Origin of the sequence: Polaribacter sp. Hel1_33_78, from assembly GCF_900106075.1 — a bacterium.
Classification (GTDB): Bacteria; Bacteroidota; Bacteroidia; order Flavobacteriales; family Flavobacteriaceae; genus Polaribacter.
On record NZ_LT629794.1, the window covers coordinates 726,600 to 741,965 of the forward strand.

General features: G+C 30.6%; 18 protein-coding genes. 11 read left to right on the forward strand and 7 right to left on the reverse strand.

Annotation, left to right across the window (positions count from 1 at the left end; all coding sequences use genetic code 11):
• Positions 1-8: 8 nt before the first annotated feature.
• Genes BLT88_RS03155 through BLT88_RS03170 form a run of 4 tightly spaced genes read left to right on the forward strand, consistent with a single transcriptional unit; the run spans position 9 to position 3,550 of the window.
• A complete protein-coding gene (locus BLT88_RS03155) occupies positions 9-599 on the forward strand; it encodes a DUF2911 domain-containing protein (RefSeq protein WP_091952937.1) in 591 nt (196 codons plus the stop codon).
• A gap of 2 nt (positions 600-601) precedes the next feature.
• A complete protein-coding gene (locus tag BLT88_RS03160) occupies positions 602-1,312 on the forward strand; it encodes a PepSY domain-containing protein (RefSeq protein ID WP_091952939.1) in 711 nt (236 codons plus the stop codon).
• Between the two features lie 3 nt (positions 1,313-1,315).
• The gene (locus BLT88_RS03165) at positions 1,316-3,088 is read left to right on the forward strand and encodes an efflux RND transporter periplasmic adaptor subunit (protein ID WP_091952940.1); all 1,773 of its coding nucleotides are present in this window, start codon (positions 1,316-1,318) and stop codon (positions 3,086-3,088) included.
• A 21-nt stretch (positions 3,089-3,109) separates the two neighbouring features.
• Positions 3,110-3,550, forward strand: a complete 441-nt coding sequence (locus BLT88_RS03170; protein ID WP_036787473.1) for a heavy-metal-associated domain-containing protein — start codon at positions 3,110-3,112, stop codon at positions 3,548-3,550.
• Between the two features lie 397 nt (positions 3,551-3,947).
• Here the strand turns inward: BLT88_RS03170 and BLT88_RS03175 are convergent, their stop codons facing one another.
• The 3 genes from BLT88_RS03175 to BLT88_RS03185 form a co-directional block, all read right to left on the reverse strand.
• The gene (locus BLT88_RS03175; RefSeq protein ID WP_091952942.1) at positions 3,948-4,874 is read right to left on the reverse strand and encodes an MBL fold metallo-hydrolase; all 927 of its coding nucleotides are present in this window, start codon (positions 4,872-4,874) and stop codon (positions 3,948-3,950) included.
• An 8-nt stretch (positions 4,875-4,882) separates the two neighbouring features.
• Positions 4,883-5,575, reverse strand: coding sequence for a hypothetical protein (locus BLT88_RS03180; RefSeq protein ID WP_091952943.1), 693 nt, complete (start codon positions 5,573-5,575; stop codon positions 4,883-4,885).
• An 86-nt stretch (positions 5,576-5,661) separates the two neighbouring features.
• On the reverse strand, positions 5,662-6,717 hold the full coding sequence (locus BLT88_RS03185; RefSeq protein ID WP_091952945.1) for a branched-chain amino acid aminotransferase: 1,056 nt from the start codon (positions 6,715-6,717) through the stop codon (positions 5,662-5,664).
• Between the two features lie 111 nt (positions 6,718-6,828).
• Between BLT88_RS03185 and BLT88_RS03190 the strand changes: the two genes are divergently transcribed.
• The 7 genes from BLT88_RS03190 (at position 6,829) to BLT88_RS03215 (ending at position 11,772) form a co-directional block, all read left to right on the forward strand.
• A complete protein-coding gene (locus BLT88_RS03190; RefSeq protein WP_091952946.1) occupies positions 6,829-7,341 on the forward strand; it encodes a DUF4920 domain-containing protein in 513 nt (170 codons plus the stop codon).
• 30 nt (positions 7,342-7,371) lie between these two features.
• Positions 7,372-8,034: a tRNA (5-methylaminomethyl-2-thiouridine)(34)-methyltransferase MnmD gene (gene mnmD, locus BLT88_RS03195; RefSeq protein ID WP_091952948.1), complete on the forward strand. Its 663-nt coding sequence runs from the start codon at positions 7,372-7,374 to the stop codon at positions 8,032-8,034.
• Between the two features lie 81 nt (positions 8,035-8,115).
• Positions 8,116-8,247 (forward strand): hypothetical protein, encoded by a 132-nt coding sequence (locus tag BLT88_RS14430; RefSeq protein ID WP_302846603.1) that lies wholly within the window; start codon positions 8,116-8,118, stop codon positions 8,245-8,247.
• Positions 8,248-8,271: 24 nt separating this feature from the next.
• A complete protein-coding gene (gene ruvC / locus BLT88_RS03200; RefSeq protein ID WP_091952949.1) occupies positions 8,272-8,826 on the forward strand; it encodes a crossover junction endodeoxyribonuclease RuvC in 555 nt (184 codons plus the stop codon).
• Between the two features lie 97 nt (positions 8,827-8,923).
• Complete coding sequence (gene hemW, locus BLT88_RS03205; protein ID WP_091952950.1) at positions 8,924-10,057, forward strand: radical SAM family heme chaperone HemW; 1,134 nt, start codon at positions 8,924-8,926, stop codon at positions 10,055-10,057.
• A gap of 20 nt (positions 10,058-10,077) precedes the next feature.
• Positions 10,078-10,827 carry a cyclase family protein gene (locus tag BLT88_RS03210; protein ID WP_091952952.1) on the forward strand — a complete coding sequence of 250 codons (750 nt, stop codon included), beginning with the start codon at positions 10,078-10,080 and terminating at the stop codon, positions 10,825-10,827.
• A 6-nt stretch (positions 10,828-10,833) separates the two neighbouring features.
• Positions 10,834-11,772, forward strand: coding sequence for an alpha/beta fold hydrolase (locus BLT88_RS03215; RefSeq protein WP_091952953.1), 939 nt, complete (start codon positions 10,834-10,836; stop codon positions 11,770-11,772).
• A gap of 27 nt (positions 11,773-11,799) precedes the next feature.
• Here BLT88_RS03215 and BLT88_RS03220 read toward each other — a convergent pair whose 3' ends face one another.
• From BLT88_RS03220 to BLT88_RS03235, 4 genes are all read right to left on the reverse strand, one after another.
• Positions 11,800-12,780 carry a CorA family divalent cation transporter gene (locus BLT88_RS03220; protein ID WP_091952955.1) on the reverse strand — a complete coding sequence of 327 codons (981 nt, stop codon included), beginning with the start codon at positions 12,778-12,780 and terminating at the stop codon, positions 11,800-11,802.
• Positions 12,781-13,619: 839 nt separating this feature from the next.
• Positions 13,620-13,778 (reverse strand): hypothetical protein, encoded by a 159-nt coding sequence (locus BLT88_RS14115; RefSeq protein ID WP_157691115.1) that lies wholly within the window; start codon positions 13,776-13,778, stop codon positions 13,620-13,622.
• Positions 13,779-14,424: 646 nt separating this feature from the next.
• Complete coding sequence (locus BLT88_RS03230; RefSeq protein ID WP_091952958.1) at positions 14,425-14,787, reverse strand: response regulator transcription factor; 363 nt, start codon at positions 14,785-14,787, stop codon at positions 14,425-14,427.
• Positions 14,780-15,343 carry a sensor histidine kinase KdpD gene (locus BLT88_RS03235; RefSeq protein ID WP_091952959.1) on the reverse strand — a complete coding sequence of 188 codons (564 nt, stop codon included), beginning with the start codon at positions 15,341-15,343 and terminating at the stop codon, positions 14,780-14,782. The genes BLT88_RS03230 and BLT88_RS03235 overlap by 8 nt, the downstream gene beginning before the upstream one ends.
• Positions 15,344-15,366: the final 23 nt, after the last annotated feature.

Here is a 15,366-nt window from a genome sequence, read left to right on the forward strand (position 1 = left end):
ATATAATCATGAAGAATTTAATAATAGTACTTGCAGTAATACTATCAGTTTTGAGTTGTAAAAATGAAACAAAACAAACCGATAAAGAGCAACATGAAAATCATGTTACCCCATTAAAAAAAGAAGAAGCACCAAAAAAGAAAGTATTAAGTCCGCATACATCTGCTATGGCAATGATTGGGGATGCTCATATTCATATAGATTACTCATCACCTGGAGTTAGAGGTAGAATTGTTTTTGGTGGATTAGTTGGTTATGACAATGTGTGGCAAGCGGGTGCACATAATGCTACGTGGATAGAAACTAATAAAGATTTAGTTATAAATGATGAGCTGCTACCAAAAGGAAAATATGGATTTTTTACAATTCCATCGAAAGACGATTGGACTATAATGATTAATAAAAATTGGAATCAACACGGTAAAGATGATTATGATGAGAATGATGATGTTATTCGATTTAAAGTAACACCAAGTATTTCTGAAGAAATTACCGAGCATTTAGACTATAAAGTAAATAAAATTAGTGCAACAGAAGGTACTATTTCTCTAGCCTGGGAAAAGGTAACAATTAGCTTTCCTTTTAAAATTAATAACTAATTATGGTAAATAGGCATACAGCATTAAAAATTAGAAAAACACATCGTTATTTGGGTCTGTTTCTCGGGATTCAATTCTTGTTTTGGACCATTAGTGGTCTATACTTTAGTTGGACAGATATTGATGAGATTCATGGAGACCAATTTAAAAACTTGGAGTATGAACCTAAGGCATTTAATGACCTTATTAGTCCATCAGAACTTAATGTTTCAAAAGGTGTTAAAACTATTGAATTGAGGGACATTAATAATTTGCCATATTATTGGATTAACAAAAAGCTGCTATATAATGCGATTGATGGGAGTTTAAAAACTAAAATCACAAAAGAAGAAGCTTTATATATAGCAAAGCTCAATCTAAAAAGTGGATTAGTAGTAGCGTCTATTGAACAGATTAATGAAACAGGTAAACACCATGAGTATAGAGAGAAACTCTTACCAGCTTATGTAATCTCGTATAAAACAGATGAAGCAATTAAGGCTTATGTATCTATTAATGATGGAAAATTTCAAACAGTAAGACATAGAGCTTGGCGTTGGTTTGATTTTTTATGGATGACACATACAATGGACTATGAAGGGAGAGATAACTTTAATACAATTATATTAAGAGCCTTTTCGCTTTTAGGACTGATCACTGTATTAAGCGGATTCTTGCTTTGGTTTACATCATCACCATCAGTTAAAAAGTTATTTAAACGAAATAAAAAATAAGAGATGAAAAAGACACTAATTTATGTTGGAATATTAGCTATTGGCTTACTTTTAGGTTGGTTCCTTTTTGGCGGTTCATCTAATAATAAAACAAAATCTAATCACGATACAATTCAAGAAACGAATAAAATGTGGACGTGCTCAATGCATCCACAGATTATGCAACAAGAAGCTGGTAATTGTCCTATTTGTGGAATGGACTTAATTCCTGCGACAAGCACTTCTGAAGGATTAAGAGTAGACCAATTTAAGCTTACTGAAAATGCAATGGCATTGGCGAACATCCAAACGTCTGTTGTCGGAAATGGTAAAATAGAAGATAACACTATTAAATTATCTGGAAAGATTGCAGAAAATGAAGAAGCTAATGCCGTTCAGGTCAGTTATTTTTCAGGGCGACTAGAGCAACTTAATGTAAGTTTCACGGGTGAAGAAGTGCAGAAAGGTCAACTACTAGCAACCATCTATTCCCCAGAATTATATGCAGCGCAGCAGGAATTAATAATAGCAGCATCGTTGAAAGAATCGCAACCTGAATTATACAAAGCAGTGCGTAATAAACTAAAACTTTGGAAATTGTCTGAAAGTCAGATAAATAAAATTGAAGAAACGGGAAAAGTAAAAGAAAACTTCCCTGTGTATGCAAACGTTTCTGGAACCGTTTCAGAAAAATTAGTAGCACAAGGCGATTATATCGAACAAGGACAATCGTTACTTAAAATTGCAAATCTAAGTACCGTTTGGGCAAATTTTGATGTGTATGAAAATCAAATCAACTTATTTAAAAAAGGTCAAGACATTACCATAACTACCAATACGAGCGCTAATAAAGAATTTAAAGGAAATGTAGATTTTATAGATCCTGTTTTAGATACTAGAACGAGAACCATAAAATTAAGAGTTGTACTTAACAATAAATCTGATGTATTTAAGCCAGGACAATTTGTAGAGGGAAAAATAAAAGGAATCACATCAAATAAAGGTCAAGTATTAGCAATTCCATCAACTGCGGTTTTATGGACAGGTGAACGTTCTGTGGTGTATGTAAAACCAAATCCTGACCAGCCTGTTTTTGAAATGCGTGAAATTACGCTAGGCAATCAAATTGGTGATAATTATGAGGTTTTAGAAGGTTTGAATAATGGCGACGAAATAGTAACAAACGGTGCGTTCACCGTGGATGCAGCAGCGCAATTACAAGGAAAAAAATCAATGATGAATAAAGAAGGCAAGAGAGTGATGACAGGTCATGAGGGACATCTTGGAATGGAAGAAACTGCTTCAAAAAACGTTGAGAAGTATTCCAAGGGGAGTGAACGCGTAAAAGTGTCAGTTGCCTTTCAAAACCAATTGAAAGCAGTTTTTGATGATTATATTAAGTTGAAGGATGCTTTCGTAAAAGAGGATTCAAATAATGTAATTATAGAATCAAAAAGACTATTAGATAAATTATCAAAAGTTGAGATTAAACTAGTAACAGATAAAGAAGCTCAGAAGCACTGGATGTCATTGGAAAAAGAAATAAAAATAGCAGCAACTTCAATTTTAAGCACAGCTAAAATAAAACGACAAAGAAATAATTTCAAAAGTCTTTCATTAGGCTTAAAGAATGCGATTGAGGTATTTGGGATTAATGAAAAGGTATATCATCAATTTTGTCCTATGGCAGATAATAATAATGGTGCATTTTGGCTGAGTAAAGAAAAAAAAGTAATTAATCCTTATTTTGGGAGTGTAATGCTAAACTGTGGAGAAGTAAAACAAGTGATAGAATAATATTAATTAAATTTTTAAATAATGAAGAAAGTAATTTTGAGTGTAGCTGTAATAATAGCGATGAGTTTGATAAGTTGCAAAAACGAAACCAAACAAAAAGAAGTAACATCAACTACCGAAGTATCTAAAGAAATAGCTATGACAGACCTGTCTTTTGGAGTGAGAGGAAACTGCGGAATGTGTAAAAATACCATCGAAAAAGCAGCCAATGGTGTTGAAGGAGTTGCGAAGGCAACTTGGAATGTTGATAAAAAGAAAATTGAGGTGTCTTTTGATGATACAAAAACAAATTCAGAGGCAATTCATAAAGCAATTGCGGCGTCTGGTTATGATACTGAAAAAGTTTTGGGAAATGCAGAAGCTTACGAAGGTTTGCCAGGTTGTTGCAAATACGACCACGAAATGGTAATGAATCAAGCTGTTGAAATGAAAGAAGATGACCATTCAAACCACAATCATTAGAAACTAAAAATTAAGAGTCCTTTTTAGGGCTCTTAATTTATTTTTTTTACAATCCTAAGCTTTTTATTTTTAGCTAGTTGCGGTTTGCAGCCTCTTTTTTTAGTAATTGTTTTGTAATATGGAATATCTAATGATTTAAGTCTTTTTGAATGTATTCTTTAATCAATGCTAGCATATGTTTTTTGAATATGCCTTCGCAAATTCATTGAGTTCAAATATTTCAATTATTAATTCTCTTTGAGAGGTGTTTTTGGTCTTAGAAATAATTAAACAATTCCATTTTCTATCAATAATGTAAACCTCATAATCTTAGTAGATTCTTAATGGCCTCATTTACATGAATTAGGACATTATATATTCAATATTTCAGTGGGATAGTGATTAAAAATAGACTTATTTACAAGTCAAAATTATCATCTTCGTTGGCAAAACGAAAACCTAGCTTTTCAATTCGCTTTCGTTCTTTGCTATTTTCTTGCAGTGCAGGATTTGTATGGTTAAAATGAATAAAAATAATTTTATTTTTAGTAGCTAAAGTTTCGTGTTGAAATAAGGTTGTAGTTTCTTGTACGAATGGATGAGGAACTTCAGACATCGCTCTTTTTACTTCATACTGATTTAAAAAAGTGGCATCTAAAAAAGCATAATCTACTTTTTTAACTTCTTCAATAATATTTTTATGCCATGTTTTCCATTTATCAATATCGGGTATAAACAAAGCTGTTTTTTTTGAACCTTCAATTTTGTAACCTACAGTTTCAGAAAATTCATCTCTATGTGGCACTATAAAAGGCGTTACTTTTAGTTTCTCATTTAAAACCATGGTAGAATCGTGCTGTAAATTTTTAAGAACAATATTTTGAATAGAAACCAACTGACTCCATGGACCGTTATTCGTTAAAAAATTTTTCATTTTTGGCATTGTAAAAACAGGAATGTTTTTTTTACCATAAGCTTCTCGTCCGAAATACATTAGGCCGGTATAATGTCCAATATGGGCATGTGTTAAAAATACGCCATCAATAATGGCTGATTTTTTAAGATGATTTTGTTCCAACTTCGCTAATTGGGTATGCATATCAGGAGTAGCTTCAAACAACCATTTTTGTTGATTCTCTAAATCAATCAAACCCAAAGAAACGACACTTTTTCTGTCTTTTTTTTCATCGTAAAAATCAGCACAACATATTTTTTGACAACCAATATGGGGGTAACCTCCATCTTGCGCAACTCCTAAAATAGTTATGTATTGTTTGAGTTCTGTTCTTTCATTGCAAGTAAATAAACTTAATGCAATGCTAAAATAAATTAGTTTTTTTATCATCCTTATTCTTAATTTAGGACAAAGACTATTATGCCTTCATGATCAAAGGTTGTGTAATTGTGTTCTTGAATGATATTAGCTGCTTTAAACCTATTTCTAAAAACTTTCCATTCTTTAGTTTCCTTCATTTTCTTTAAAGCTTCATTAAAAGAAACAAGATAATGCAGTTCGTCCTCAATACTGAAAGCTCCAGTAGACACGAAAACAGGGTTATTTAAATTACTTGTTATTTTATGTGCGGGAAAAATTCTTCCATGATTATTGATTGTTTTTGGGTCTTCTTTATCTGACCATGTTTCTTTGTATTGCGGTATCCAATTATTGTTTTCAAATAACCCGTAATAACCAACAGACGATCCATTTCTGATAAGAAAATCGTTGGCATTTAAAAAGGTGGTGATATTTTCTCGTGCTTCATTCTTAGTATTAGCTTTGTAATCGACCCAAATTATGTTAATAGGTTCTAAAATACTTTTGCCTTTTTGTTTTATGCCTATCCAGTTTGCAATAGCATCTACTTCTAGTTTTCTTTCATTAAACATCCACATTCCAAAATCAAAGCTAATGGTTTCATTACGATTGTTAAAAACGGTAATATTGTTCCTTAAATTTATTGCTTTTTTTTGATATTCTAAATACGGTTGTTTCTTTGAACAAGAGAAAATAAACATAATTAAAAATGCAGAAAATATATTTTTCATGAAACAGTATATAATTCTTAAATCTACAAAAAAAAACATCAATTATTAAATTGATGTTTTTTGACTCTTATAATACTGTTTAAAAACTACACAAAAACTCTCCATCCATAAGGATCTTCTACCTTATTTGTTTGTATGTCTGTTATTCGTTTTTTTAGTTGCGCAGCAAAAGGATTGTCTAATTCTGGTAAATCATAATCTTTTTCTTGATATCCAAAACCAGCTATTGGCGATATTACTGCAGCAGTTCCAGTTCCAAACATCTCCTTTAACGTTCCGTTTTTAGCAGCTTCTACAACTTCGCCTACAGAAATTTTTCTAACTTCTGTATTAATACCAGCGTCTTCTGCTATTTGCAAAATACTTTTACGGGTAATACCATCTAAAATACGATCGCTTGTTGGGCTCGTAATCAAAGTATCATTTATTCTGATAAAAATATTCATTGCCCCCGCTTCTTCTATAAATTGGTGAGTATTATCATCAGTCCAAATTACTTGATTGTATCCTTTTTCTATCGCTAATTGTGTTGGGTAAAATTGGGCAGCATAATTACCTCCAGCTTTTGCAAAACCAACACCACCATTCGCAGCACGTGCAAATTTTTCTTCAATTAAAACTTTTACTTTACCAGCGAAATAAGCACCAGAAGGAGCTGTACAAATTATAAATTTATAAGCATCTGCAGGGGAAGCATGAAAACCATTACCTGAAGCAAATATAAAAGGTCTTATATATAAAGAGCTTCCTTCATTTTTAGGAATCCAATCGCTATCAATCTCTAGTAATTTTGTTAATCCTTCCATGAAAATAGATTCGGGAATTGAAGGAATAACCAAACGTTCCGCAGATTTATTTAAACGCTTACAATTTTCTAAGGGTCTAAAAAGCATCATGTTTTCATCAGCATCTTTATAGGCCTTCATCCCTTCAAAAATAGATTGTCCGTAATGAAAAATTTTGGCAGAAGGATCTAAAGTTATTGGCGAGTAAGGTTTAATTACCGGAGTTTGCCATTCGCCATTCTTAAAATCACACTCTAACATGTGATCAGAATACACACTACCGAAAGGTAAATTATCAAAATCTACAGAGTCTATCTTCGATTTTTCTACACGTTGAATTTCTATATTAGATTTCATTCTTTTTTGTTGATTAATTTCAGAAACAAATGTACATAATTTATTTATCCATTGTCCATGAGCACTCGCAATTTTCTTACATTTGTAGTAATTCTATTAAATATGTGTAAGATGAAAAATTTGATTAAATTTTGTGCAGTTACTTTGTTGGTTTTTACAGCTTGTAAAAATGAAAAAGTAGCCAAGGAGACAAAGCAAGAGGCAGTGCAAGAAATTTTAGCGTTTGATTCTTTTGGAGCTAAAATAACAAAAGACGCAGCATTAAATTCAGATGAAATGTTGGCAAAGTATCGTGATTTGAAAGTAGGTGACACAATTAGCGTAAAATTTGCTTCTAAAATAAAAGAGGTTTGTTCTAAGAAAGGCTGTTGGATGAAATTACCTTTAGATGATAAAACGGAAACGATGGTGCGTTTTAAAGATTATGGTTTTTTTATGCCTTTAGATGCTAATGATAGAGAAGTTATTATAGAAGGAAAGGCTTTTGTGCAAGAAACGTCTGTAGAAACTTTACAACACTATGCAGAAGATGCAGGGAAAACAAAAGAAGAAATAGCAAAAATTACAGCTCCTAAAACTGAATTTTCTTTTGAAGCGAATGGCGTTTTAATGAAAAAAATATAAAGAATTAAAACAAATATTAACTCCATACGTATGAAAAGAGAAATATTAATTACTTCAGATGGTTCTTCAACAATCCATTTACCAGATTGGGATGAACAATATCATTCTAAAAATGGTTCAATTAATGAAACGTATCATGTTTTTATTAATAGTGGATTAAAAGAAGTTTTATCTGATGAAGTTTCCATTCTAGAAATAGGTTTTGGTACTGGTTTAAATTGTTTTATTACCTATTTAGAAAGTAAAAGATCAATTAATTATGTTGGTGTAGAAGCCTATCCTGTTACTCCTGAAGAAGTTGAAAAAATGAATTTTATAGCTGTATTAGATGCTGAAAAAGATCGTACAGTTTTTAATAAAATACATAATGTTTCTTGGGATGAAAAACATCAAATTACTGATAAATTTTCACTCACAAAAAGAAAACAATTTTTTGAAGATATTGATGACAAAGATACTTTTAACTTAATTTATTTTGATGCATTTGGCGCTCGTGTTCAACCACAATTATGGACTGAAGACATTTTTCTAAAAATGTATAATGCATTAAAAAAAGACGGAATTTTAGTAACTTATTCAGCAAAAGGAAGTGTAAGAAGAGCCATGCAAGCTGTTGGTTTTATAGTAGAACGTTTACCTGGTCCTCCAGGGAAAAGAGAAATGCTACGGGCAACAAAAGTGGTTGCCAGTTAGCCGTATTCAATTAGAAATGCCAGTTTAGTTGAGTCTTGTAAGAATTACTAAATTTGCTTTTCGTATTAATTAGAGATACATATGGAATTTAAAAGAAAGTTTGGTAGACAGAAAGAAGCAAAACCTACAAAAGGATTGTTGCTTGTTTTACTATTAGTTATTGCAGTCATTCTTTGGTTTAAGGCAGACGAAATAATGAATGCATTGTTTTAATAGTAGAAAAATCAATTTGAAGTTGTGGTAGTAGAAAAAATTATTTTAGGGATTGATCCAGGAACGACCATTATGGGTTTTGGACTGATAAAAATAGTGGGTAAAAAGATGGAGTTTATTCAGATGAATGAATTACTACTTCAAAAATATGATGACCATTACCTAAAACTAAAGCTTATTTTTGAACGCACAATTGAACTGATAGACACTTACAATCCAGATGAAATTGCTATTGAAGCACCTTTTTTTGGAAAAAATGTGCAATCTATGTTAAAGTTAGGCAGAGCGCAAGGAGTTGCGATGGCCGCAGGCTTGTCCAGAGAAATACCAATTACAGAATATTTGCCAAAGAAAATTAAAATGGCAATTACAGGAAATGGAAATGCTAGTAAAGAACAGGTGGCTTTAATGTTAAAATCTTTATTAAATTTACAGACCCTGCCCAAAAATTTGGATGCCACGGATGGTTTAGCAGCAGCAGTTTGTCATTTTTATAATTCAGGAAAGGTAGTTGGAGGTAAAAGCTACACAGGTTGGGCGAGCTTTGTGAAACAAAATGAAAAACGAGTTAAGAAATAATATTTAAAATAAGTAAGTTCATGAGTTAGAAGATTAATAATTCTAGTGAATTGGCAGTTAAGCAACTGCAAACTTAAACTGTAAACTTAAAATTATATTGGCCGGAATCTACATTCACATACCATTTTGCAAGCAAACTTGTTTTTATTGCAACTTTCATTTTTCAACATCTCTAAAAAATAAAGAAGAAATGATTGCTGCTTTAATTCGTGAAATCGAATTAAGAAAAGCTGAAATACAAAATGAAATCATTGAAACAATTTATTTTGGAGGTGGCACTCCTAGTGTTTTATCGGTAAATGAAATTCAATTGTTATTGGATGCTATTTATAAAAATCATGCAGTTATCGATCATCCAGAAATTACTTTAGAAGCAAATCCTGATGATTTATCAGAAGTTAAAATCATTGAACTTTCTAAATCACCGATCAACAGACTAAGTATCGGAATTCAATCTTTTTTTGAGAAAGATTTAAAATTGATGAATCGAGCGCACAACGCACAAGAAGCAAGAGAATCTTTGTCTATAGCAACGCGATATTTCGATAATATTTCGGTAGATTTAATTTATGGCGTTCCAGATTGTACAGATCAAGAATGGTGCGAAAATATAAAAATTACCTTAAGTTTCGGAGTGTCACACATTTCTAGTTATGCACTTACGGTAGAGCCTGAAACAGCTTTAGAACGTTTTATTGAGAAAGGAATTATTAAAAATGTAGATGAGGATAAAGCAGAAGCACAATTCAATATTTTAATTGATGAATTAACCAAAGCTAATTTTATACATTACGAAACTTCTAATTTTGGAAAAGAAAATTTCTTTAGCAAAAATAATTCTTCTTATTGGTTAGGGAAAAGCTATTTGGGTATCGGACCCTCCGCGCATTCTTTTGATGGTAAGCGGAGAAGTTGGAATGTACAAAATAACACAAAATATATTAAAAGTATCGCCCAAAACGATTTGCCGATTCAAAGAGAAACGCTTTCTGTTACAGATAGATATAATGAATATGTTATGACTGGTTTACGCACAATTTGGGGAGTTTCTTTGAATAAAATTGATACAGATTTTGGAGAAAATTACACGAAATATTTAAAGATGCAATCGAAAAAATACATTGAACAAAAATTATTGTATATTGAAAATAAAGTTTTAAAAACAACCCATAAAGGAAAGTTTTTATCTGATGGAATTGCATCCGATTTATTTATGATAAACTTGATTTAAAAAAGCAATTTATACCACAAATGAAAGCAATTATTGAATACAACTCAAGAAAAATACAAATCGATGTATCAAAACCTCTAGATATTTCTATACCTATAGATACTTCAAAAAAAAATGTAAATGCTTGGTATATCGAGGATCCAAAAATTGCTCCTGAAAAAATAGATGATTATGAAGTAAGTGTTGCAAATGGTGCAGTAGTTAATTTTAATACCATTCATTTTAATCCTCATGCACATGTTACACATACAGAATGTGTAGGGCATATCACTGAAAAAGTGCATTCTATTAATAAAAACTTAAAACATTATTTCTTTGTTGCTGAGGTAGTTACAATAGCTCCTTTGCATCATAATGGAGATTTTCTAATTGGAGTAAAACAATTGAGAACTGCCTTGCGAAACAAGAAACGGGATGCTATCGTAATTCGTACATTGCCCAATTTAGAGGATAAAAAGAGTATGCAGTATTCAAATACAAATCCAACGTATTTATCTGAAAAAGGGGCTATCTATTTAAGAGAAAAAGGAATTAAACACTTGTTAATTGATCTCCCTTCTGTAGATAAAGAAAAAGATGAAGGAAAATTATTGGCTCATAATGCTTTTTGGAATACAGCAGGAGAAGTAAGAATGGATGCCACAATTACAGAGCTTATATACGTTCCAAATACTGTTGAAGATGGTGAGTATCTATTGAATTTAATGATTGCTCCTTTTGAAAATGATGCTACACCCAGTAAGCCCATGCTATATAAAATTATGAAGTAATTTATTATGAAAAATTTTAAAAAGAGATATATTTTCTATGCAGTTGCAGTAATAACCATAATGCTAATAAAGGGCGCTATATACTCAGATGTTTCTTTAGAAGAATTAAAAAAGGAATACACAAACGAAGCTTCTCAATTTATAGAAATTGATGGAATGCAAGTACATTATAGAGACGAAGGGCAGGGTTTTCCGATTGTTTTAGTGCATGGTACTGCCTCTTCCTTGCATACTTGGAATGACTGGACAAAAGACCTCAAAAAAAAATATAGAGTTATTAGAATGGATTTGCCAGCATTCGGAATTACAGGTCCCAACAAAAATGCAGATTATTCCATAGAAAATTACACGTATTTTTTACAACAGTTTTTGATGAAAATAAATGTTGCTAAATTTCATTTGGCAGGTAATTCTTTAGGAGGTAATATTGCGTGGAACTATGCCGCTGAACATCCTGAACAAATAGAAAAATTGATTTTAATTGATGCAAGTGGTTTACCAACAAATAAACCACAGCCTGCTGTATTTAAGATGGCAAAAACACCTGTGTTAAGTTCCTTGTTTTTGTATGTTACACCGAAGTTTTTTATTAAAAAAAATATGGAAGAAGTATATGCAGATAATAGTAAGGTTACAGATGCTATAATTACGCGGTATCACAAAATGGCTTTGAGAGTGGGTAACAGACAAGCCTTTATAGACAGAGCAAAAACTGATTTTAAATTAGGGGCAAAAGCAAATTTAGAAAAACTAAAAAGCATACAAACTCCTTCATTATTAATTTGGGGAGCTCAAGATTCTTGGATTCCATTGGATAATGGCAAACAAATGGACCGTATGCTAACAAATTCTAAATTAGTTATTTTAGAAAATTCTGGTCATGTGCCTATGGAAGAAAATCCAGCTGAAAGTTTGGAGGCTTTGAATGGTTTTCTGGAGGATTAGGCTCTTCTTTTTTTCAAAACTAATCAACTAAAACCACTTCTTTCTTTTAAAATACCAAACAGAAATAAGGGTAATAATTACCATAGCTGCTAGTAAAATAAAGTAGCTGTATTTAAATTTAAGTTCTGGAATATTCTCAAAGTTCATTCCGTAAATTCCTGCTAAAAAAGTTAACGGAATAAAAATGACGGATAAAATAGTCAATGTTTTCATTACTTCATTTAAACGATGACCTTGTATACTAAAAATTAAATTTATTTTGCTTTCTAACTCTTGTAATTCAAAATCAATATTAGAAATCAAGTTGGTAGTTTGTTCTTTTAATTCGCTAAAATACTTCACCTCAAAACCATCAATTTCCATTTTTTCTAATTTAGTAATGGTATCTCTTAAGCTCAAAGTTGCTTTTTTAAAATTGAATAATTCTTGCTTTCTTTTTTCTACTAAAGAAGTAAATTCTGGAGTTGGTTTGATGTGCGTAGAGTTTAGCTTATCAGCACTTAGTTCTGCATTTTCTTCATAAGTGTCTTGATAATTATCAACAATAGATTCTAACAATAAAAACAATAAATAATCAGCTTTCTTCTTTCTAACAATACCTTTGTTTCCCCCTAAACGCTCCCGAATCCAATTAAAATAATCACCCGATTTTTCTTGAATAGACCATAAAAAATCCGAAGAAACAATAAAAATCATCTGTTCAGAATCTGATTTTTGACTTTCTGTTATTAAAACACGTGTGGTAACAAATAATAAGTCATCTAACAAGATTACCTTGTTGGGATGCTCTTCATCACTCAATAATTTTATTAAAAAATCGTCTAATTTATTTTGATAAATAACTTTTTTATAAGCTTCTTGGTAATGAATGCCATAGGTGTTTACCCATTTTATAACTCCTTTGTTTTCTGTTAATTTAATTTCTGAAATTGCTGTAAAGTCAGTTTTTTCATAAATATTATTAGAATAGCTAATTAGGGATGTATTGTCTAAAAATTCATTTTCCATCGTATAAAATAGTTGTAAATTTGATATATAAAGATACTTTTTAAATTAGAAAAAAAAGATTTTTAAAACGAAGAGTTTATGCACATAGTACAATTTCGCAATTTTTGTATTGCAAAAAAAAGGAGTCACAGAACATTTTCTCATAAAGTTTGTTCACATAACTAGAATCGTTAGGTTTATATTCATTTTTTCTACTTCTAGCTTTTTAATGAGTTCTCCAGGTATCAATCCATAACGTTTTCAAATACTTTATTGAAATTGAACGGCTATTTAATCCTATAGTATATAAACTTCACTAATAGTTTTCAACTTTGTTCATTGCCGTTCTTAATTCGTGCCCGTCCATTAGTGGCATTCATAAATCGGTTAAGATAATGTTATACTATGTTTTTTAGCAAATTTTAATGTTTGTACTCGATCAAATGCGAACGTGCAGTTTAGTGTTGGAGATAATAATTCTTTTAGATAACCAATCATCTATATGCTGGCATCTATAATTAATTAGTTTTAAACGTGAGCAATAAATTATCGAAATTAAAAACAGAAAGTATGTTTCATGCTTATATATCATTTCGTTACTTCTTTCAGAATCGAATTCACAAAATATAAACTGAATAGAAAAGTCGTCAATATTTTATTAAGTATGCCTTCACTAGCAATAAATCATGCAAATTGTTAAAAGCAATATTTTTGTAACTAATGTAGTATTTGTTTTGTAGGATAGTTATGTGCAGTTAAAAAAGACATATAACAAAGTATAAAAGTAATGTTAATCATGGAGCTAAAAATCACACACACTTTTAGTTGTTCTTCATTGTTTCTTTTCGTTATAAGCTATCTCAAATTTTATAGCCATAATCATTACTAATAATATTTTTGCCGAAAAAAAGTACCGCAGGTAATAATATAAAAAAAGCGACTGTAGCAACAAGTGCAATTAAAATACCTCCTGCAATAGCAGCTAGAGTTTCTGTTAGGTTATTTTTGTTATTTTTCATTCCCCTGTTTATTAGATTCTCTTATTAGTTTATTTTAACAATTCTTATACTCTGCAGTAATAAAACGTTATTTTATGATTACAGTTTCGACTATTTCAGACTTGTTACGTCAAAGATATTTTATAATGCCACCTTGTTCAATAGGATATTCTCTTAGTTTATAATCTAAAAATAAATCTTATTTCGTTTATCTATAAAATTTAGACGTATGCATTAATAATTTTCTGTGGGATTAGCATTACAATATGAAAAACGATACTACAGCAAAAAGTGTAATTAAAATACTTCCTGCAATAACGGCTAGAGTTTCTATTTTTTTATGTATTTCTTTTTTCATTCCCTGTTTATTAAATTCTTTTATGAATATATTTTAACAATTCTTAAACTCTTCAGTTGCTAAAGTAAATTTTATATCTAATTAAGAATGTCACAATCATAACAATTAATAGCACAATCTTCCAAACAATCCTTGAATCTTCTGAAACAAAAATTTTATTACTTGGTATTTTAAGAGGTCCAAAATTATCTAAATTCCAATTTTCTTTGAATATTTCTTGAACTATCGAGTTTTTATCCATTTTGCCGGCTGTTATGCATCTTAATTCAAATTTGTCTTTTTGAGTATACCTAATCGAAAGCAAAATTATTATTGAATTTTATTTTTGATGACACTCACCAAATCATCAATATTTACTGGTTTCCTTAAATAATCTTCGGCTCCAAGATTCATACCAATTCTAATATCCCTTTTTTCGCCTTTTGCAGAAAGAAAAATTAATGGAATACTTTTTGTTTTCTTATTTTTATTCAGTTTTTCAAACATTTCAAAACCGTTCATTTCTGGCATTAGTATATCAGAAATAATAAGATCTGGCTTTTCTTTTAAAGCCATTTTAAAACCAATTTCTCCATTTTCAGCCTGAAAAACGGCGTATCCCTCCATTGTTAGAATATCAAAAATTTCTTCTCTAATGGGTAATGTATCTTCAACTATTAAAATTTTATGCATAATATGTGTTTGGCTTTTTTGGAATTTTTACGATAAAGAAAGTTCCATTTCCAATATTTCTTTGAACAATTATTTTTCCTTCAATAACGTCTATGGCATCTTTTACAATCGATAATCCAAGACCTGAGCCTTGAATTAAATCTACGTTTTTTTCTCTAGCAGAAGGTTTACATATATCTGAAAGCTCTGCTTTAGGAATTCCAATACCAAAATTGGTAACTGAAATAATGGTATAATTGTCTTCAGAAGAAAATTTTACAGCATTACTAAGTAGGTTTATAAAAATATTTCGTCCTAATTTTTCATCAATAAAAATAGTTGCGTTTTTTAATTCTTCGGGATCAATTAATATTAATTTGTGCAAGTTTTTTATAGAATTACTTACTTCATCAACTATTTCAGACATAAAATCCCCTAGATTAATCTCTAATGGGTTGTATATATTTTTACTAGCTTCAGTCTGTCCAACAATTAAAATATCATCTAACAATTTAGTCATATGTAATACTTGATCTTCTATTCTCTTCAGTTTTTGTTTTATTTTACTTGGTTCCATATTTCTCCAATATTTTTTAATAG

What these genes read in the sequence shown, in the direction of transcription:
- BLT88_RS03175 (WP_091952942.1), bottom strand. Translation starts at nt 4,874, where the DNA reads ATGATAAAAAAACTAATTTATTTTAGCATTGCATTAAGTTTATTTACT.
- BLT88_RS03160 (WP_091952939.1), top strand. Translation starts at nt 602, where the DNA reads ATGGTAAATAGGCATACAGCATTAAAAATTAGAAAAACACATCGTTAT.
- mnmD (WP_091952948.1), top strand. Translation starts at nt 7,372, where the DNA reads ATGAAAAGAGAAATATTAATTACTTCAGATGGTTCTTCAACAATCCAT.
- BLT88_RS03190 (WP_091952946.1), top strand. Translation starts at nt 6,829, where the DNA reads ATGAAAAATTTGATTAAATTTTGTGCAGTTACTTTGTTGGTTTTTACA.
- BLT88_RS03180 (WP_091952943.1), bottom strand. Translation starts at nt 5,575, where the DNA reads ATGAAAAATATATTTTCTGCATTTTTAATTATGTTTATTTTCTCTTGT.
- BLT88_RS14115 (WP_157691115.1), bottom strand. Translation starts at nt 13,778, where the DNA reads ATGAAAAATAACAAAAATAACCTAACAGAAACTCTAGCTGCTATTGCA.
- BLT88_RS14430 (WP_302846603.1), top strand. Translation starts at nt 8,116, where the DNA reads ATGGAATTTAAAAGAAAGTTTGGTAGACAGAAAGAAGCAAAACCTACA.
- BLT88_RS03230 (WP_091952958.1), bottom strand. Translation starts at nt 14,787, where the DNA reads ATGCATAAAATTTTAATAGTTGAAGATACATTACCCATTAGAGAAGAA.
- BLT88_RS03210 (WP_091952952.1), top strand. Translation starts at nt 10,078, where the DNA reads ATGAAAGCAATTATTGAATACAACTCAAGAAAAATACAAATCGATGTA.
- BLT88_RS03155 (WP_091952937.1), top strand. Translation starts at nt 9, where the DNA reads ATGAAGAATTTAATAATAGTACTTGCAGTAATACTATCAGTTTTGAGT.
- BLT88_RS03165 (WP_091952940.1), top strand. Translation starts at nt 1,316, where the DNA reads ATGAAAAAGACACTAATTTATGTTGGAATATTAGCTATTGGCTTACTT.
- BLT88_RS03170 (WP_036787473.1), top strand. Translation starts at nt 3,110, where the DNA reads ATGAAGAAAGTAATTTTGAGTGTAGCTGTAATAATAGCGATGAGTTTG.
- BLT88_RS03220 (WP_091952955.1), bottom strand. Translation starts at nt 12,780, where the DNA reads ATGGAAAATGAATTTTTAGACAATACATCCCTAATTAGCTATTCTAAT.
- BLT88_RS03185 (WP_091952945.1), bottom strand. Translation starts at nt 6,717, where the DNA reads ATGAAATCTAATATAGAAATTCAACGTGTAGAAAAATCGAAGATAGAC.
- BLT88_RS03215 (WP_091952953.1), top strand. Translation starts at nt 10,834, where the DNA reads ATGAAAAATTTTAAAAAGAGATATATTTTCTATGCAGTTGCAGTAATA.
- BLT88_RS03235 (WP_091952959.1), bottom strand. Translation starts at nt 15,343, where the DNA reads ATGGAACCAAGTAAAATAAAACAAAAACTGAAGAGAATAGAAGATCAA.